At 41.4% G+C, this 17,462-nt stretch carries 21 protein-coding genes; 15 read left to right on the top strand and 6 right to left on the bottom strand.

Annotated features, from left to right (window positions below; all coding sequences use genetic code 11):
- The first annotated feature begins 132 nt into the window (after positions 1-132).
- Together BK139_RS08920 and BK139_RS08915 are read left to right on the top strand one after the other, a co-directional pair.
- Positions 133-1,035 (top strand): ABC transporter ATP-binding protein, encoded by a 903-nt coding sequence (locus tag BK139_RS08920; RefSeq protein WP_076257992.1) that lies wholly within the window; start codon positions 133-135, stop codon positions 1,033-1,035.
- Complete coding sequence (locus BK139_RS08915; RefSeq protein ID WP_076257991.1) at positions 1,035-2,633, top strand: ABC transporter permease; 1,599 nt, start codon at positions 1,035-1,037, stop codon at positions 2,631-2,633. The genes BK139_RS08920 and BK139_RS08915 overlap by 1 nt, the downstream gene beginning before the upstream one ends.
- Before the next feature lie 491 nt (positions 2,634-3,124).
- On the opposite strand, the gene BK139_RS08910 is transcribed toward BK139_RS08915, so the two are convergent.
- Positions 3,125-3,340: a hypothetical protein gene (locus BK139_RS08910; RefSeq protein WP_076257990.1), complete on the bottom strand. Its 216-nt coding sequence runs from the start codon at positions 3,338-3,340 to the stop codon at positions 3,125-3,127.
- Positions 3,341-3,357: 17 nt separating this feature from the next.
- The gene (locus BK139_RS08905; RefSeq protein WP_139325612.1) at positions 3,358-4,059 is read right to left on the bottom strand and encodes a hypothetical protein; all 702 of its coding nucleotides are present in this window, start codon (positions 4,057-4,059) and stop codon (positions 3,358-3,360) included.
- 145 nt (positions 4,060-4,204) lie between these two features.
- Between BK139_RS08905 and rpsN the strand changes: the two genes are divergently transcribed.
- The 4 genes from rpsN to rpmG all read left to right on the top strand — a co-directional run bounded on the left by rpsN (position 4,205) and on the right by rpmG (position 5,436).
- On the top strand, positions 4,205-4,474 hold the full coding sequence (gene rpsN, locus BK139_RS08900) for a 30S ribosomal protein S14 (RefSeq protein WP_076257988.1): 270 nt from the start codon (positions 4,205-4,207) through the stop codon (positions 4,472-4,474).
- 23 nt (positions 4,475-4,497) lie between these two features.
- Positions 4,498-4,746, top strand: coding sequence for a type B 50S ribosomal protein L31 (locus BK139_RS08895; RefSeq protein WP_076257987.1), 249 nt, complete (start codon positions 4,498-4,500; stop codon positions 4,744-4,746).
- Positions 4,747-4,777: 31 nt separating this feature from the next.
- Positions 4,778-5,143, top strand: coding sequence for a hypothetical protein (locus BK139_RS08890; RefSeq protein WP_076257986.1), 366 nt, complete (start codon positions 4,778-4,780; stop codon positions 5,141-5,143).
- Positions 5,144-5,286: 143 nt separating this feature from the next.
- Positions 5,287-5,436 carry a 50S ribosomal protein L33 gene (gene rpmG / locus BK139_RS08885; RefSeq protein WP_076257985.1) on the top strand — a complete coding sequence of 50 codons (150 nt, stop codon included), beginning with the start codon at positions 5,287-5,289 and terminating at the stop codon, positions 5,434-5,436.
- 286 nt (positions 5,437-5,722) lie between these two features.
- On the opposite strand, the gene BK139_RS08875 is transcribed toward rpmG, so the two are convergent.
- Positions 5,723-5,935 (bottom strand): hypothetical protein, encoded by a 213-nt coding sequence (locus tag BK139_RS08875; RefSeq protein WP_076257984.1) that lies wholly within the window; start codon positions 5,933-5,935, stop codon positions 5,723-5,725.
- Positions 5,936-6,003: 68 nt separating this feature from the next.
- On the bottom strand, positions 6,004-6,660 hold the full coding sequence (locus BK139_RS08870; protein WP_076257983.1) for a TetR/AcrR family transcriptional regulator: 657 nt from the start codon (positions 6,658-6,660) through the stop codon (positions 6,004-6,006).
- Between the two features lie 202 nt (positions 6,661-6,862).
- Between BK139_RS08870 and BK139_RS08865 the strand changes: the two genes are divergently transcribed.
- The 5 genes from BK139_RS08865 (at position 6,863) to BK139_RS08845 (ending at position 12,039) form a co-directional block, all read left to right on the top strand.
- Entirely contained in the window at positions 6,863-7,726 is an 864-nt protein-coding gene (locus BK139_RS08865) for a MurR/RpiR family transcriptional regulator (RefSeq protein ID WP_076257982.1), read from the top strand.
- Positions 7,723-8,850 carry a M20 peptidase aminoacylase family protein gene (locus BK139_RS08860; protein WP_076257981.1) on the top strand — a complete coding sequence of 376 codons (1,128 nt, stop codon included), beginning with the start codon at positions 7,723-7,725 and terminating at the stop codon, positions 8,848-8,850. Before BK139_RS08865 ends, BK139_RS08860 begins: the two co-directional genes overlap by 4 nt.
- Positions 8,851-8,852: 2 nt before the next feature.
- Positions 8,853-9,671, top strand: coding sequence for a GNAT family N-acetyltransferase (locus BK139_RS08855; RefSeq protein ID WP_076257980.1), 819 nt, complete (start codon positions 8,853-8,855; stop codon positions 9,669-9,671).
- 21 nt (positions 9,672-9,692) lie between these two features.
- Positions 9,693-10,859, top strand: a complete 1,167-nt coding sequence (gene menC, locus BK139_RS08850) for an o-succinylbenzoate synthase (RefSeq protein WP_286148329.1) — start codon at positions 9,693-9,695, stop codon at positions 10,857-10,859.
- A gap of 94 nt (positions 10,860-10,953) precedes the next feature.
- Positions 10,954-12,039, top strand: coding sequence for a YkvI family membrane protein (locus tag BK139_RS08845; RefSeq protein WP_076257979.1), 1,086 nt, complete (start codon positions 10,954-10,956; stop codon positions 12,037-12,039).
- Between the two features lie 56 nt (positions 12,040-12,095).
- On the opposite strand, the gene BK139_RS08840 is transcribed toward BK139_RS08845, so the two are convergent.
- Entirely contained in the window at positions 12,096-13,433 is a 1,338-nt protein-coding gene (locus BK139_RS08840) for an aminotransferase-like domain-containing protein (protein WP_076257978.1), read from the bottom strand.
- A 154-nt stretch (positions 13,434-13,587) separates the two neighbouring features.
- On the opposite strand from BK139_RS08840, the gene blaOXA reads away from it, so the two are divergent.
- Positions 13,588-14,376 (top strand): class D beta-lactamase, encoded by a 789-nt coding sequence (blaOXA, locus tag BK139_RS08835; protein ID WP_440230603.1) that lies wholly within the window; start codon positions 13,588-13,590, stop codon positions 14,374-14,376.
- Positions 14,377-14,414: 38 nt separating this feature from the next.
- Here the strand turns inward: blaOXA and BK139_RS08830 are convergent, their stop codons facing one another.
- A complete protein-coding gene (locus tag BK139_RS08830) occupies positions 14,415-14,879 on the bottom strand; it encodes a hypothetical protein (protein WP_076257976.1) in 465 nt (154 codons plus the stop codon).
- 338 nt (positions 14,880-15,217) lie between these two features.
- On the opposite strand from BK139_RS08830, the gene BK139_RS08825 reads away from it, so the two are divergent.
- From BK139_RS08825 to BK139_RS08815, 3 genes are all read left to right on the top strand, one after another.
- Entirely contained in the window at positions 15,218-15,781 is a 564-nt protein-coding gene (locus BK139_RS08825) for a hypothetical protein (RefSeq protein WP_076257975.1), read from the top strand.
- 208 nt (positions 15,782-15,989) lie between these two features.
- The gene (locus BK139_RS08820; protein WP_076257974.1) at positions 15,990-16,400 is read left to right on the top strand and encodes a RidA family protein; all 411 of its coding nucleotides are present in this window, start codon (positions 15,990-15,992) and stop codon (positions 16,398-16,400) included.
- Positions 16,401-16,556: 156 nt separating this feature from the next.
- Complete coding sequence (locus BK139_RS08815) at positions 16,557-17,408, top strand: GNAT family N-acetyltransferase (RefSeq protein WP_076257973.1); 852 nt, start codon at positions 16,557-16,559, stop codon at positions 17,406-17,408.
- The last annotated feature ends 54 nt before the right edge of the window (positions 17,409-17,462 follow it).

Raw genomic sequence — 17,462 nt, 5'->3', positions numbered from 1 at the left:
GGTTCGTAGTGTCGATTGATCGAAGCGCTAGCGGAGATCTTAGCGACACTAGAACGCGACTAACAATCAGTGGGGGATAAAGAAAACCCCACTGATTGAAGTTTCACTTTATAAAAATGGGGGGGAATGAGCATGAGCCTTTTAAAAGTAACCAATCTTACAAAAAAATTCGGCAAGTTTACGGCATTGGATGGGGTAAATCTTGAGTTAAACGCAGGTGAGGTACTGGGGTTCATTGGCCCAAATGGAGCAGGCAAGTCAACCACTATTCGGGTATTATTGGGGATTTTAAAGGCAACGGATGGGGAAGTAAAGCTTTTTAACAAGGATGCCTGGCAGGATGCAGTCGACATTCATAAAAGGGTTGCCTTTGTGCCTGGTGACGTGAATTTATGGCCGAACTTAACAGGGGGTGAGGTCATTGATTTATTCATAAAATTAAATGGTGCTGCAAATAAGGCAAAACGTGAGGAGTTAATAGAGAAGTTTGATTTGGATCCATCCAAGAAGTGCCGTACCTACTCTAAAGGAAACAGGCAAAAGGTGGCTCTGGTTGCAGCCTTTTCCTCTGATGCTGACCTGTTCATTCTGGATGAGCCGACATCAGGACTCGATCCCTTGATGGAAAAGGTTTTTCAGGAATGTGTATTAGATGTTAAAAGACAAGGGAAGAGCGTTCTCCTGTCCAGTCATATCTTATCAGAGGTAGAAAAGCTGTGCGACCGGGTAAGCATTATCCGTCAAGGCAAGATTATTGAATCAGGTACTTTAAGTGAACTTCGCCACTTAACCCGGACTCAAATGCTTGTTGATACGAAGCTGCCGATTACAGGTTTAAATGAACTAAATGGCATCCATGACATTGAAGAAAGTGAACATGGGATGACGTTTCAGGTGGATACGACGGAAATAGATGCTGTGATCAAGCATATTTCTCCATTTGGCATCAGCAGGCTGGAAAGTGCCCCGCCAACCCTAGAGGATTTATTTATGCGCCATTATGAAGGGGAAAAGGATATAGGAGGTGTCCGCTGATGGCAGGCAATCATTTGGCAAAAACTGCTTTCCTTTCAAAATTTATTTTCCGGCTGGACCGTTTGCGGATCCCAATGTGGGTGCTGGCACTTACCTTTTTTACGATAATCGTTCCAACAGCCTTTCAGGGATTATACAATTCCCAGCAGGAAAGGGATGCTATGGCACAAACGATGGCCAACCCGGCGATGACTGCCATGACTGGTCCCGCGGATTTAAGCAACTATACAATTGGTGTCATGACAGCCCATCAAATGCTTTTAATGACAGCAGCTGTGACCGGTTTAATGAACATCCTGCTTGTAACGCGGCATACCAGGGCTGATGAAGAGGATGGACGCCTGGAATTGCTCCGATCGCTGCCTGTAGGGCGTCTATCCTATTTAAATGCATCACTGCTTACAGTATCGGCAGCTTGCATCGGATTGGCTTTGATTAATGGATTCGGCCTTTATGCCCTTGGAATTGAAAGCATGGATCTGGAAGGGTCATTGCTTTATGGTGCTGCATTAGGGGCGGCGGGTCTATTTTTCGCAGGTGTAACAGCCGTATTTGCTCAGGCTTCAGATAGTTCACGGGGGACAATTGGGTATTCGATAGCCATCCTTCTTATTTCTTATCTTTTTAGAGCAATCACAGACATCAGCAATGAATCATTATCCTGGCTTTCGCCGCTCGCTTGGGTAACCAAAGCAGAAGTCTATGATTCTAATAATTGGTGGCCAATTGTATTGATGATTGCTGCAGCCATAGTTCTATTTGCCTTTGCGAATTATTTGAATGCTATTCGGGATCTGGATCGCGGATTTCTTCCATCCAGGCCCGGAAAACAATATGCATCCCGCTTTTTGCAGAGTCCGATCGGCCATGCGTTAAGATTGCAGCGGACCGGAATCATTTCTTGGGCAATCGGGATGTTTGTGCTCGGGGCTTCCTACGGTTCAGTATTAGGGGATCTGGAATCATTTTTCTCCGATAATGAAGCCATGAAGCAGCTCCTTAAGCCAACAGAAGGAGTAACATTGGTGGAACAATTCATTCCCATGCTGATGATTGTTATTTCACTTATGGCAACGATTCCTCCAGTGATGGCCATGAATAAACTTCGAGGTGAAGAGAAGAAAGAACGAATTGTTCATCTTTTGAGCAGAGCGGTTTCCCGGACCAAACTGCTAGGCAGCTATTTCGTTATTTCTGTCATTAATGGTTTTCTCATGATCTCACTGGCAGCACTCGGACTATGGTCTGCCGGGACTTCTGTGGTTGAAGGCGGGTTATCCTTTGGAATGATTTTTGGGGCAGCACTGTCCTATTATCCAGCCATGCTGGTCATGATCAGCCTTGCCGTCTTTCTGATTGGATTCCTGCCGAAATTCTCTGGTTTCATTTGGCTTTATGTTTTATATTCATTTATTGCGCTCTATTTAGGAGGTTTATTCCAATTCTCTGAATGGATCGGCAGCATTTCTCCTTTTGGCCATGTTCCGCAGACACCGATTGAGGAATTTTCAATTGTCCCGCTGCTGTTATTATGTGTGGCTGCCGCTGTGCTGACGCTAGCCGGGTTTATAGGATTTAATAAGCGGGATATTGAATAATGATGTGTAAGGATAGAAATTAAGAAACGCAATCCATTTAGGATTGTGTCAGGCTGTCGACAAAGTCGATAGCCGTTTTTTGTAATTAATATCTCATCAATATATGGTACTGTTTCGGAACATGAACTACCAAATATGCTACAAAAAAAGAAGCAAAACCCCTTTTTCATCAGATGAATTTTTGAATAAGGGGTTTGTCTACACTCTGAAAGCAACCATAAGTGGTTGCTTTAATGAATATTTAATCTTAAAGTGCCCCTTCGTACTGAAAGGGAGTTATTTACAAGCTACAATAATATTAAAAATATAATTCCTACTCCTTCTTCTGTAAAAGTGCCTGATGGGGTTAAAAGCATCGGCCAAATAAAGGTCCATAATTAAAATCACCTTATTATTGGATATTTTGACCAAATTACAGCATAAAAAAATCGTTTCCTAACTAAAAAAGAAACGATTTTTTATTTGTTTGCCCCAATTTCACAAATTAATGCTCAATTCACTTTTTCAGGCACAATATTTAAAATAATTATATAAACCTTTTCATTATTGAATTCACCAACAGGGACTACTTGATGAATTTGCAATGCTTCCCCTTCTTTAAGTGTATGAGATTCATTTATTACGTCAGCAAGATGTTTTTCAAAGGAGAAGTCATTATAATGATTCCGAATTGTCCATTCAATAATAATCTGGTTTTGTAACCGCATATATATTTACACCTCTTTTATTTACAGAGTGGATGGTGAGTTGCTTCAACACCATCAATTTTTATTACACGATGCCATGTAGTATTAATATAATCAAGGCTTTTCGACTGAGATATGGAGCTTTTATATCTCTTACTATAATATGTTGCTGTAGAATTATCTGCTTCTCTCCTAGAAAACTTTTCATCGTAATCTCTTACCGTATACATTCTTAAACTTTTCACTCCTACATCCTTATCGTATCTAGTTCTGCTGCAAGTAGAGGAAGCGCCTTTTAGAAATCTATGCCTATCAAATGCATGTGTATTTACAAATTGAGATGAAGTCATACCGCCATTTAATTTATATGGCACCTCATCATTATTCGACATTGTTGTGAATTTTCCTGTATTATCCTTCTTTTTAATAGATGCTTGTATATCTTCTAGTTGTTTATCAGTAGAAACATTTTTTTCTTTTACAGATGAGATAATTCCAGCAGTATCTAAAGTAACGATTAAATCTACACTTTGTTCAATACCATCTGAGTCTTTCCAATGATATGTAAGTTCGTTATCTCCGACTTCAAGTACGTCTTGGAGGAGACAATTAGTCATGAAGAAAAAAATAAGTATTGGGATTATGACAATTTTATCAGCGATGCTAGTGTTCAGTAATTTTTCAGAAGTTCTTGCTTCATATAACCAGATTGATGTAAAAGAAAAAACTGCCTTATACAAACTTGATCTAAGTTTTTTTAGATACTTGATTTCAGCTTAAAGGAAGTTGTGAAGTTACATGAGTTGCAAGATCAAAATTTATGTGATTAAATAACATTATACAAATCGTAATAATTACGATTTTCATTAAAAAGGAGTGAATTCATTGGCAAAAAAATCAAAAGTAGCTAAGGAATTAAAACGGCAGGAGATTGTATTAAAGTATGCAGAATTAAGAAAGGAACTGAAAGAGAAGGGGGATTATGAAGCTCTGCGGAAACTGCCAAGAGACTCATCACCGACACGGCTGAAAAACCGATGCCAAGTGACGGGCAGACCCAGGGGATATCTACGCAAATTTAAAATGTCCCGAATCGCTTTCCGGGAATTTGCACATAAAGGGCAAGTTCCGGGAGTTAAAAAATCCAGCTGGTAAAATAAAATTTGGAGGTAATGAAAATGAAGGAAAATATTCATCCGGAATATCATAAAGTAGTATTCATGGATATGAACAGCGGTTTTAAATTTTTGACAGGATCAACTAAAACAGCAAATGAAACAGTCGAGTGGGAAGATGGAAACACATACCCATTAATTAAAGTCGAAGTGAGCTCAGATACACATCCCTTTTATACAGGTGTTCAGAAGTTCATGGATCGCGGCGGACGTGCTGAACGATTTAGGAAGAGATATAACATGAAGAGCTAGTAAGGTTTCCCCAATTGGTGAGGTGAAAGATATGAATTCACATCTTATGGAAATGATCTCAAGAGAGATTGTAAAGTCACTTCCTCCTAAGCAAAAGGAGATTTATGAATATGTCGTTGGTCTGGAAGAAGAGCTGGCTCAAAAGGCTTCGACTTCTGAAGAATTTATGGCTCTGCTTGTGAAGCATTCACCTCATAGGCAGGCGGCAGCACATTTTAACCTTTCATTTGGACAGCTGATGATGACCATGCATGAAATTGAAGACACCATTAACAGGCAGCTTGAGAATAAATTGAAACATGTCACATGGGTCGAACTGACAGACAGTGTCCGGGCAGGAAAGAACAGGAATAAAGTCAAATATTTTTATTTCTCCTTAAATAAAAGTAAGTCGTAAAAATTTTTAGGTTTTAAATCGTAATGATTTCGTATTAAAATCTGGACCATTGCAGGAGGCGGCATTCAAGGATTCCAGTGGAACGCCAGCCGGAAGAGAAAATTGCTGCAAGCATTTAAGAAGGTAATAAGGAGGCAATTAAAATGAGAGTAAAGATTACATTGGCTTGTACAGAGACAGGGGACAGGAATTATATTACCGCCAAAAATAAGCGGAACAATCCTGACCGGATCGAATTAATGAAGTATTCACCCCGTTTAAAGAAACATACATTGCACCGTGAAACGAAGTAATCGGACATAAGTTCTTGAAGCGACAGGAACGGGTGGGGAAGATGTTCATCTATCGTGGCATATTGCTGCTTATATAGCCCAATTTCGCTGTATTGATAGCGAATTGGGCTTTTTTATCGCAGTCTAACGGGCAGTAAGACCCCCACTTCAAGACTCAGAGGAATCCAAGGAGGATAAGTGGGGGGGTCAAACTGCCCGTAAAGGCCCGATTGGTTCAACTAACAATCAGTGGGGGATAAGGAAAACCCCCACTGATTGAAGTTTCACTTTATCGAGCACAAATCAGTTAAATCTGAAATATGCCGCTTACGATAGCGGCTGCACCAGCCACCGAACAAAATACACCTATTAGTTTCACACTTCTTTTTGAAGGACTTTGTAAAATAAAAAATATCCCAAAAATAAATAAAATAACACCAAAACCCATATTCCCTAATTCTATGAAAGGAGAGAGAGTGGCAAGGAAATTATCAATTGAGCTTTCAATTCTGTGTTCCATAATAAAACCTCCGAAACATTATTTTTACATACATTTAAATGTATGTATTTAAATAAAAATATACTGCCTTATGGCAGCCTATTTATTTCGCTGAATTGTTTATGAAAATTTTCAAGGGCGGATATTACTTCTTCATCTATAACCGGAAGACCGATACCAGTAAACAATTCTTGCAAGTGTTTCACTTTATGCATATATTCATCTGTATTTACTGAAAAAATAATGGGACTCAGCCAAATATTTGTTAGCAGCATAAGTGTTTCAGCCGCCTGTTTTGGATATTGGACAGAGAGAGATCCGTCTATTATTCCTTCTTCAATAAACGACTCTATATCAGGAGCTCCTGTATGAATACAGTCCATTAACTGGCTTGTGATAATTTTGGGGCTTTTTAAAATGGCAGGAATAGACTTCATGGCATCCAGCTGTCCAAGATTTGTAAAAGAAAAGAGAAAGGCATGTTTTAGTTTTTCTAAACCATTTAAACCTGTCAATTTCTTTGTTTGTTCAAACGGATCATTTTCTATTGCTAATTGTTTTAGAACTCTGTCAATAATATCTTCTTTTGATTTGAAATGATGATAAAACGCTCCTCTTGTCAAATCCCCTAATTCATCCACAATATTTTGAATGGTTGTCTGTTCCCAGCCTTGTTCTAAAAACAATCTGGTTGCTGTTTCTAATATACGCTGTTCTGTTATTTCCGGGTATTTATTGCGCGGCAAAAATGCAAACCTCCTTTTACATACATTCGTATGTATGTATCTTATTTATTAATGAAAAATTTGTCAAGAGAAATCCCTGTTAAAATTTTCAGAATTATTATTGTTTTCCGAAGAAATGTATGATAGTTTAGTTAAAACGAAGTACAAACTTCAAAAAACTAAATAATACAGCTAAAACTTCATAATCTTAAGGTGATCCTACATGATATTAAAAGAGACAATAGAAAAAGAGTTTCCTAACCTCTCCAAAGGTCAGCAGAAGGCAGCAAAGTATTTGCTCGACCAGCCGAAGGATTTCGCCGTAAAGTCAGCTGGCGAGATTGGAAAGAGAATCGGGGTCAGTGAAACGACAGTCATCCGTTTTTGTTATTCGATTCAGCTTTCCGGGTATTCGGAGCTTCAGAAGATGGTAAGGGAACAGCTATTAAAGGTGAATAGTACACTGGGGCAGTATTTTACGAATAAGGTGGAATTGGCCGAAAAGCCGGAGTTCCTGGCGAATGTGATGGAGAAGGATTGTCTGCATATACGGGAAACGATGCAGAATATCAGTCAGGATGATTTCGATGCTTTGGTTGCCCGGCTGATCGAATCGAAGAAAATATACGTTACAGGGCTGAGGTCATCATTCTCGGCAGCGAGCTGGCTTTCTTTTACCCTTGGGGTGGTGAGGGGAAATGCGAAGCTGATCCGGCCGGATACGGATGATCTGCTATTGACGGTCACTGAAATGGATAAGGATGCGACGTTCATTGCCATTTCATTCGACCGTTATATGAAGGATACGATCAAAATGGCGGAATTGGCGAAAAAGCAGGGAGCATTTGTGATTGGCATAACCGATTCAGCGATCGCGCCGATTAAAGAGCATGCTGATTTGCTTTTTCAAATACATTCATCGGAAAAATCGACGATTGATGCGGCACCCGCACTATTTTCCTTTCTAAATGCTGTGATTGCTGGGGTGTCCATAAAAGATCGTGACCGATTTCAAGCAAGGAAAGAACAATATGAAAAGCTGGAAAGTGAGCATTTTTTTATACAGCCGGGAGGGAAGTTAGATTGAAGGAAATGATTGAAGAGCTTAAACCCGCATTAGAGATGGTATTTACGCATTTGCACGAAAATCCGGAAGTGAGCTGGAGGGAATATAAGACAACCGAGTACCTGCAGAAATTCCTGGAATGCCGGGGGTTTCAGGTTCAGCTGTTTGGGGATTGCACCGGTCTGGTTGTTGAAGTAGGGGAAGGAAGTCCATGTGTCGCCCTGAGAGCGGATATGGACGCACTTTGGCAGGAAGTGGACGGCAAGTTTCAGGCGAATCATTCCTGCGGCCATGATGCCCATATGACAATGGGAGTAGGGGCGATGCTGCTGCTTCAAAAGGCGGGATTCCCCAAAAAAGGCAAGCTGAAATTTATCTTCCAGCCTGCTGAAGAAAAGGGCACCGGAGCTCTCAAAATGATTGAGCATGGTGTGCTGGATGATGTGGATTACCTGTATGGTGTACATCTAAGACCTATCCAGGAAATAAGGGACGGGGAAGCATCAGCAGCCATTTACCATGGTGCAGCAAGATTTCTGACCGGGGAAATTATCGGGGAAGACGCCCATGGCGCCCGTCCGCATCTTGGCCAGAATGCCATCGAGATTGGCGCTTCTTTTATTCATGAAATTAAAAACATTCATTTGGATCCCATGGTCCCCTATACGGCTAAAATGACCAAGTTCCATGCGGGCAGTGACTCTGGGAATATCATACCTGGAAAAGCTTCCTTCAGCCTCGATCTGAGGGCACAAACTAATGAAGTGATAAACGCACTGTCTGAAAAAATTGAAACGATCACGGAGTATTTATCCAAGCTCTATGGAGTCAAAATTACACTTGAGACGAAAGCGAATGTGGCAGCAGCTGAGGTAGATGAAGAAGCGCAGCATTTTCTCGAAAAGGCCGTAATCGATGTACTTGGAGCCGGCCAATTACGGGAGCCAATCGTGACATCAGGAGGGGAAGACTTCCATTTTTATACCCTCAAAAAGCCGAATATTAAGGCCACGATGCTCGGATTGGGCTGTGACCTGCAGCCGGGTCTTCATCATCCGGACATGACGTTCAATCGGGAAGCGATTTACTCAGGGGTGGAAATATTGGCCAGGGCGGTAATGGCCACTTTGGAAAAGGAGGAGTGAAGATGGCTGCTGTGACAATTGATTTGCGGGTATTAAAGACAGCATCCGATATGAATCTGATTCAAAAGCTGGAAGAGATCATCTGGAATATGGCTCCGCTTCCGGTTCATCAAACCATCACAGCTGCCCAGAACGGCGGGCTTCTCCTCGGGGCATTTATAGAAGAAGAACTGGTGGGATTCAGCTACGGATTTCCCGGTTTCAACAGGGGAAAAGGATATTTATGCTCTCATATGCTCGGCATTCACCCTGACCACCAGGATAAGGGGCTTGGTGCGTTTTTAAAGCAGAAGCAAAAGGAACTGGCCGCTGAGATGGGATATGACCTGATCACCTGGACGTTTGATCCGCTTGAAAGCCGGAATGCATACCTGAACCTGTCCAAGCTGAATGCGATTTGCTCCACTTATGTGGAGAATTGCTATGGAGATATGGATGATAATTTGAATCATGGACTGCCGACAGACCGGTTAAAGGTGGAATGGTGGATTACCAGTTCACATGTGGAGGAGCGATTGAGTATTGAAGCAGCTTCTGCCGAGAATCCGTTCGACTGGGGACTATCAGAAGACAACTTTCCAATTTTATTGAATACGGAGTGGGATCGTTCTGGAGGATCTGTGCTTGTCCCGATTCCGGCAAACTTTCAAGCTATTAAAAATCAAAATTTCGAGCTTGCGATGGACTGGCGCTTCAAAACCAGAGGAATTTTTCAGGCGTTATTTTCAAAAGGGTACGCCATGGCGGGTTTTCAAAAAAGCTCAGAAGGCCCGGTACACTACTATGTATTAGTTCAGAGAAACGAGCTTAAACTCAACTAACAGGAAAAGGCGGTTATGAATATGAAGGTGACAGAAGTCGTATTGAGGCATATGAAAATGAGAATGAAAGCACCATTTACAACAAGCTTTGGAACGTTTCAGGATAAAGAATTTCTTTTATTGGAAGCAAAGGATGAGAACGGTAGGAGCGGCTGGGGAGAATCAGTAGCTTTTCATTCACCATGGTATAACGAAGAAACACTGAAGACGAACTGGCATATGCTTGAAGATTTCATCATTCCGAATCTATTAAACAAAGAAATGGAACATCCTGATGAAGTGACGGAAACGCTCTCGTACATACGGAAAAACAATATGGCGAAATCGGCTTTCGAAGGGGCTGTTTGGGACTTATATGCCAAGCAGAAGGGAATTCCGCTTGCGAAGGCGCTTGGCGGGACAGCGAATGAGATTGAAGTTGGAATCAGCATCGGGATTCAGGATCGAGTTGAGGACTTGCTGAACCTGATAGGTGAATATGTAAAGGATGGCTACAAACGAATTAAAGTGAAAATCAAGCCGGGCTGGGATGTTGAAGTTATGAGGGAAGTAAGAAAGCATTTTCCGGATATAGCGCTTATGGCGGATGCAAACTCAGCCTACACTCTTAAAGATATTGACCTGTTAAAACAGCTGGATGAATTTGATTTAATGATGATTGAGCAGCCGCTGGCCTCTGATGACATTATTGATCATGCTGTCCTTCAGAAAGAACTTAAAACACCGGTCTGCCTCGATGAAAGCATTCATTCCTATGAAGATGCACGCAAGGCGATTGAGCTTGGAAGCTGCAAAATTATTAATATCAAAATCGGCCGTGTCGGGGGCTTGACAGAATCCAAAAAAATTCATGACCTCTGCCAGGAACGCGGCATCCCGGTATGGTGTGGCGGCATGCTGGAATCTGGCATCGGAAGGGCACACAATATTGCCTTAACCACACTATCAAACTTTATTATGCCAGGGGACACAGCTGCATCATCCCGCTATTGGGAGAAGGATCTGATTGACCCTGAAGTAACGGTTGAAGATGGGATGATCAAGGTTCCAGAAAGATTCGGTATTGGCTATGAACCGAATTATGAAACTATTAGAGAGTTTACTGTTTTTGAAAAGAGATTTGCTCTGGGGAAGCAGAATGAACAAGCAGCCCTTGTTGGCGGGAATAGTGTCACTCCAGTCAAATAAAAAGAGCAAATAGCACTCAGAGGGAGAGAGGATACTCTCTTTCTCTTTTAAACAAAGTTGTCAAAAAATTCAAATATTTAAAGGGGGAATAGTTTTGAAAAAGAGTATTCAGATCGCCGGGGCCTTTATCGGGGTCATTGTCGGAGCAGGCTTTGCTTCCGGGCAGGAAATTTTGCAGTTTTTTACGGGCTTTGGCTGGATGGGGATTGCCGGAGCTGTGCTGGCGACTTTTTTCTTTGCTTTTCTAGGCATGAATTTAACCCAGCTTGGAAGCCGTCTGCAGACAGATTCCCATAAAGATGTGATTTACCATATTTGCGGAAAGTATCTTGGGATGGCTGTTGATTTCATCATTACATTCTTCCTTTTTGGGGTGGCCGTCGTCATGCTTGCCGGATCGGGATCGATCTTTGAAGAGCAGTTCGGCATCCCGAGCATGGCCGGAAATATCATTATGGCTGTGTTAACGATCCTGACAGTATGTCTGAACATCCAAAAAGTCATTTCAATTATCAGCCTGGTGACTCCATTTCTGCTGCTCATGGTGGTTATCATTAGCGGCTATGCTCTAAGCACGATGGGATTGGATTTCTCGGAAGTTCAGAAATTGGCGGAAAGCCAAACACCTGCTGCGTCCAACTGGTTTATGGGCGGATTACTGTACGTTTCCTATAATATTGCGGCTGGTGCTGCCATGCTTGCTGTCATGGGCGGCACAACAAAAGATGAAAAGCAGGCTGGCATGGGCGGCATCCTTGGCGGTGTAGGCCTCGGTGTCCTGATTTTACTGATCAATGTAGCTTTGCTGGTCAAAATGGATGTGGTGGAAGGATCCCCGATGCCGATTCTTGCTCTTGCAAATGAAATCTCACCGGCATTTGGACTGTTAATGTTTGTTGTCCTGCTGGGTATGATCTATAACACAGCTGTTGGCATGCTGTATGCCTTCACTGCAAGGATCGTGAAAAGAGAGAATCCTAAATTCAATATCTTCGTTGTATTATTTGGAGCTGCCGCTTTTGGCGCCAGTTTCATCGGGTTCATCACTTTGGTTGGAACGGTATATCCTTTAATGGGGTACTTAGGATTTACATTGATTGCGGCGATTGTGTTTGCATGGTTTAGGGGGAAGAGGAAGGCAGTTGGGAGGATTGGAAGCGGAGTTGTTTTAAAACAATAGAAACTATTTTTTAGAAAGCTCAGGTCTCCTGAGCTTTCTTTGTTTTCTCAACATCCCTATTTGGCTAACGTGCGAATCCCATCCCCAATCTTCTTCACTCCAACTGCAATTTTCCGGTCATCCACCTGAGACACGCTTAACCGGATCCGGTTTTCCTGTCTGTACTCAGGGAGGTACATACCTGTTGCATCCTGAACCAATACATTTTTCTTTTGGAGATATTCCACAAGATGCTTTGCTTTCATTCTGCCCGGTAGCTCAACTGTCGAATAGAACCCCGAATCCCCGCCAGTAAAAGCAGCACCAGGCGGCAAATGTTCCAGGTACGCTTTTTTGAGAATGGTGCCTTTCTTTTTGTATTGCCGGCGGAGTTTTTCAATATGGGCCTTAAACATCCCGCTGCTTAAATAAATCTCAAGTGCCCCTTGTGTGAGGACTGGTGTATGGACGTCCGCTGCAAATTTAGCTTGTGTAAAACTTTTTAGTAAGGCTTCCGGAAGAACGGCTAATCCTAATCGAAGTCCTGGAAGCAGAACCTTCGAGAAGCTTTTTGTGTAAATGACTCTTCCGCTAGGGTCATAGGCAAACATGGGGTCTGCCTTTTTCCTGGTATCAAGGTCTCCCATATAGTCATCTTCGATTATGTAGACATCATATTTTTGAGCGAGCTCGACAATGTGCTTTTTTTCCTGATTGGTGTAGCTGCAGCCTGTCGGATTCTGGAATCGGGAGACTGTGTAGAAAAACTTAACGCTTCGTTCTCTGAAGACCTTTTCCAGATTATTAAGATCAATGCCATTCTGATTCACCTCTATGCCGATCGGCTTCAGGCCGCGAGAAGTAATCGAATCGATGTAACTAAAGTGTGTTGGCTGTTCAACGCAAATCTCTTTTTTATTATTGGGAAAAGGCAGTGAGATCAAGAGATCCAGAGCCTGCTGGGATCCTGATACAACCGCAATTCTATCAGGCGGAGCGAAAACCTGCAGATCCTTAGCTTGAGCTGAAAGCTGCTGCCGAAGACTCGCCAAGCCGAGGGGATGGGAATACTGAAACATTTCCTCTTTATAAATCTCAATTGCCTGGTTCATGCAATGCTGATAATCTCGGTAGGGCATCCTGCTTTTATCCGGTCCTGCGGAGACAAAGTCAATTTTCATTTGAGTTTGTTGTTTTGGCATATCCGAGCCTACTGCAAAATAGCCGCTTTTGGGCACTGAGTAAATCAGGTGAGCCTTCTCCAATTCACTGTAAGCTTTCAGTACAGTGTTGATGCTGCAGTTGAATTCTTTGGCAAACTTGCGGATAGAAGGGAGCTTTTCTCCGGATTTCAACTGTTCATCATCCAATCTTGATTGGATTTCTCCTATGATTTCATCATATTTAGTACTCACGAATTCACATCTCCCTGGTGATTTGTATGGGTACAGATGGTTAAAACTGTTCTTTTCTCTATGAAACATGCTGTTTATAGTATAAGGGACAAATATAGAGCAGACATCATGACGGAAATCCTATTTTATGAAGGAGGAAGAAAAGATGAAGTGTATGAGGAGAGCGGGTATAGCAGTTCTTGCCTTGTTATTGCTGCTGGCAGGTACAAGTGCTGAGGCATTAGGCGGAAAAGAAAACACGAAGGAGCTGCACATTGAAGAAGCTTTTGCAGGTAAAGAGGGAACTATGGTTCTCAAAAATCTTAAGAATCACAAGGTTTATGTCTATAACAAGGATAGGAGTATAGAGAGACTGACGCCGGAGTCAACCTTCAAAGTCGCCAATGCCCTAATCGGGCTGGAGACTGCAGCTGTCCGGGATGAGTATGAGGTGAAACGGTGGGATGGAGTCGAACGGGAATTCGAAAGCTGGAACCGGGATCATTCGCTTGCTTCTGCGATGAGGGAATCGGCTATCTGGTTTTACCAGGACCTGGCTAGAACGATTGGTGAAAAAAACATGCAGGAATACGTTACAAAAATTCCGTACGGAAACCAGGACATATCTGGTGGCATTGATACGTTCTGGCTGGACAGCAGCCTAAGAATATCTGCAGCGGAACAAGCTGATTTAATCGAAAAGCTCGTGGTGGAGAAACTGCCTTTTACTGAAAAAAATCAAAAAACAGTCAAACGAATGATGATTCAGGATGAACAGGATCATTTCACTTTACATGGCAAAACAGGGACAAGGCTCTCTGACATGGGACTGGGCTGGTATGTTGGGTTTATTGAAACGGAGAAGGGTACATGGGTGTTTGCGGTGAATATCGATGGAACAGGGACTGAGGCCAGGAATATTGCTTTGGAAGTATTGAAGGAGAAAAAAATCATTAATAACTAAGCTGGGAAAAGGGAAACCATGTCCAGGTTTCCCTGTTATTACTGAACTTCCGCTACAAATGTAAAAGAAATTTCACCGTTTTTCCATTGAGCTAAGACTTCATAAATATATTTGCCTTTTTCTGAAGGGACAGTTATTTGATTATCCTCCATTTTGATTTCTCTTTCTTTTCCTGTTTCATTCCATAAATACACCTTCATAACGGGGTTATCTTCAATTTTCACTTTGACTCTCTGGTCCGGTTTGACAGGAATAGGTTTAAGATATTCCGCCATCTGATTCGGTGATGCGTGATCAGTGGTTACTGATTCTGTTTCAATGCCTTTTTTTCGGGTCCACCGAAAGTTTCCTTTTTCCATTGGATATTCGGAGCCATTCACTGCAGCAAATGCAGTCTTCTCAGGCGGGAATTCCGCTTGATCCACCGGTTTATCCGAACAGCCAAACAATAAGGTGACAGAGGCAATAACGATCATACTTACTAATTTTAAACTCCGCAACATGTCACCCGCCTTTTAAAATGGTTAATAAAAATAGTTTAACAGAAAAAGGAAATCTTATATATAGATTGAATTACTTTAGTAAATGTCAAAGAGGAAAATACATTCGCCGGTTTTGCCTGCTGTTGACTATGCTAAAGAATAATCGCCCTATTAGAGGTTTAATAAAGCGCAGGGTGAAGTTTATTTAACGGGATGGTTAATAAATATGTTAAAGTCTTCAAGGAAATGGTCATTTTCCAATGCCAATCATGGGGTATGGAATTTCACCTATAATCGGTTACTTTATTGGGGTAAGCCGGATTAGAATGAATAATTGAAAATAGAGAAAGGGTAAATAAATGTCTATTATACTTGCAGTTATAGTGCTTATTGGTTTATTTATTTTAGGAATTAAGTTTTGGAAGACGAGCAGAATAGTGGCACTGCTATTTTTACTGCCGGTATTAGCAATATTCCTTTTTGCTGGATTTGTGTTTTTTAACTCTTGGTATCATACAACTCCTGATTCATTGAATTTTACTGTCCAAAAGGAAAATCAATCATATACAGTAACAGGAGTTTGGAACAAACCATTAGATGCTTATAGATTTCCCACTGATTTTATTGTTTTTTATGTCCCTGATAATGAGGAAGTAACAAATGTTAAGCGAAACAGATTTGAGGATTATGAAAAAATGGACATGTTTTACTTTGAAGAATCGGTTCAAGAATGGATAAAACATCAGCATCCTCCTGTATTAGATCCACAAATATTTGATATAGAGGCATCCAAAGAATTTAGTTTTTCATTTGTTCTCCCAGAAAATGCAAACCCAAACGAAGTAAAAATTTATTATGCACATACAAGGGATGAACCAATGGATGCCCTGGAGTTTTGGTTTAAGGAGATTGAGCTGGAATAAGACTTTTCTTCTAAAGAGTTATTACATCAAATCAGCAGATGCATAAAAAACAAAGTAGCAGTGGAGAGTGAGCAGCCTTGATAGAAATCAATGGACAACATAGATATTTAAAAACAAGGCCAAAGATAAAAACGGTTTAACTGGAAAAGGAAATCTTATATATAGGTGGAATTAAAATAGAAAATGCCAGAGGAAAGGAATTTAAGAAATGAAGAAAATCTCATTCATACATTCTCAGGTTTTACCTGCCGTTGACTATGCTTACGCCTCCCATGTCCCTGCAGGAATGGATCTTTACTTTATGGCTGGGGCGTGTCCGCTTGATCATGAGGGGAGAGTACCTGAGGGAACAAGGTATGAAGAACAGACCAAACTTTGTGTGGAAAACCTGAAAGCAGCCTTACAGGAATGTGGTGCTGAATTGAAGGATGTTGCTTATACAAGAGTCCTCGTTGCATCCTCTGCTCAGTCTGATTTGGTGGCCGTATGGCAGGCAGTCAGAGAAGAATTCGGTTCTCATGATGTTCCAAGTACATTGTCTGGTGTCACTGTTTTAGGTTATAGCGGCCAATTAGTTGAGATAGAAGCGGTTGCTGCCTTACCCCAAAATGCCAAATAATCCGCATAACGAAAGAAATGGACCCTCCTGCAATAGCAGTCGGGTCCATTTCTTTCTTTTATCTCTTTTTTAGAACTTTAAGCAGGAAGGATTTTGTATTAAGGATATTTAATACTTATTGGAGTGAAAAAACAAAAGAATTAAAGGGAGAAGCGAATGAAAGTTGAACTAGCAGAATTCAATCAATATGATATTCCTGGCCTAATAGATTTATCGGCATCGGTTGGATGGGATTATGATGAATATGAAGTAAGAACACTTTTGGAATCCGGGAGAGTTTTCGGTCATAAGAATGCTGAAGGAAGAATTATATCCAGTTCAGCCATTATCCCCTATGACACTAAACTGGCGTCGATTGGCATGGTTATTGTCCATGAAGAATTCAGGGGATTAGGGCTGGCAATGGAAGCAGTCCGGAAGTGTGCTGAAAGTATTAATGGGGATATGCCGCTAATGCTCATTGCAACGAAGGAAGGAAAGCCCCTTTATGAAAAAGTGGGTTTCAAAACAGTGGATTCTATAAGCAAATTTCTTTGTGATCAATTCGTTCCTGTGCATTCACAGGATCATGATGGAGTTTTTATAGAAGACTTTAATCAGTCTGATTTTGCTGAGCTTGTTAATTTGGATTGGGCTGCCTTTGGGGATAAGCGAAGCGTTTTTCTCCGCAATCGAATCAGCCAGTCCAAACAATGCCTTGTTGTTAAAAATAATAATGGAGAGATCATTGGATATGGATTATCCATACAGGGGCCAGTCAATTTAATACTTGGACCCATTGCAGCTCCAGATTCAGATACAGCTGCCTTAATCGTAGAAAAATTGGCTTTACATCATAAAGGGAAGCTGCGAATTGATGTTCCAGGAGGAAGAACGGATTTTATGTTCTATCTGGAGCGAAGCGGTTTTGTTAAAATAAACACTCCTCCCGTCATGATGAAAAATTCAGCAGCTATGCCGCAGAGGAACAATTCATTATATGCTATTGCTTCGCAGGCTTTTGGATAGGGGAATAATGAAATTGGCTAAGCTCAAATAAAATATATTATCCGAAAATAAATT

It is taken from the genome of Paenibacillus sp. FSL R5-0490 (genome assembly GCF_001956215.1).
Classification (GTDB): domain Bacteria; phylum Bacillota; class Bacilli; order Bacillales; family Cytobacillaceae; genus Cytobacillus.
This window is presented reverse-complemented; position numbering and strand designations above follow the sequence as displayed.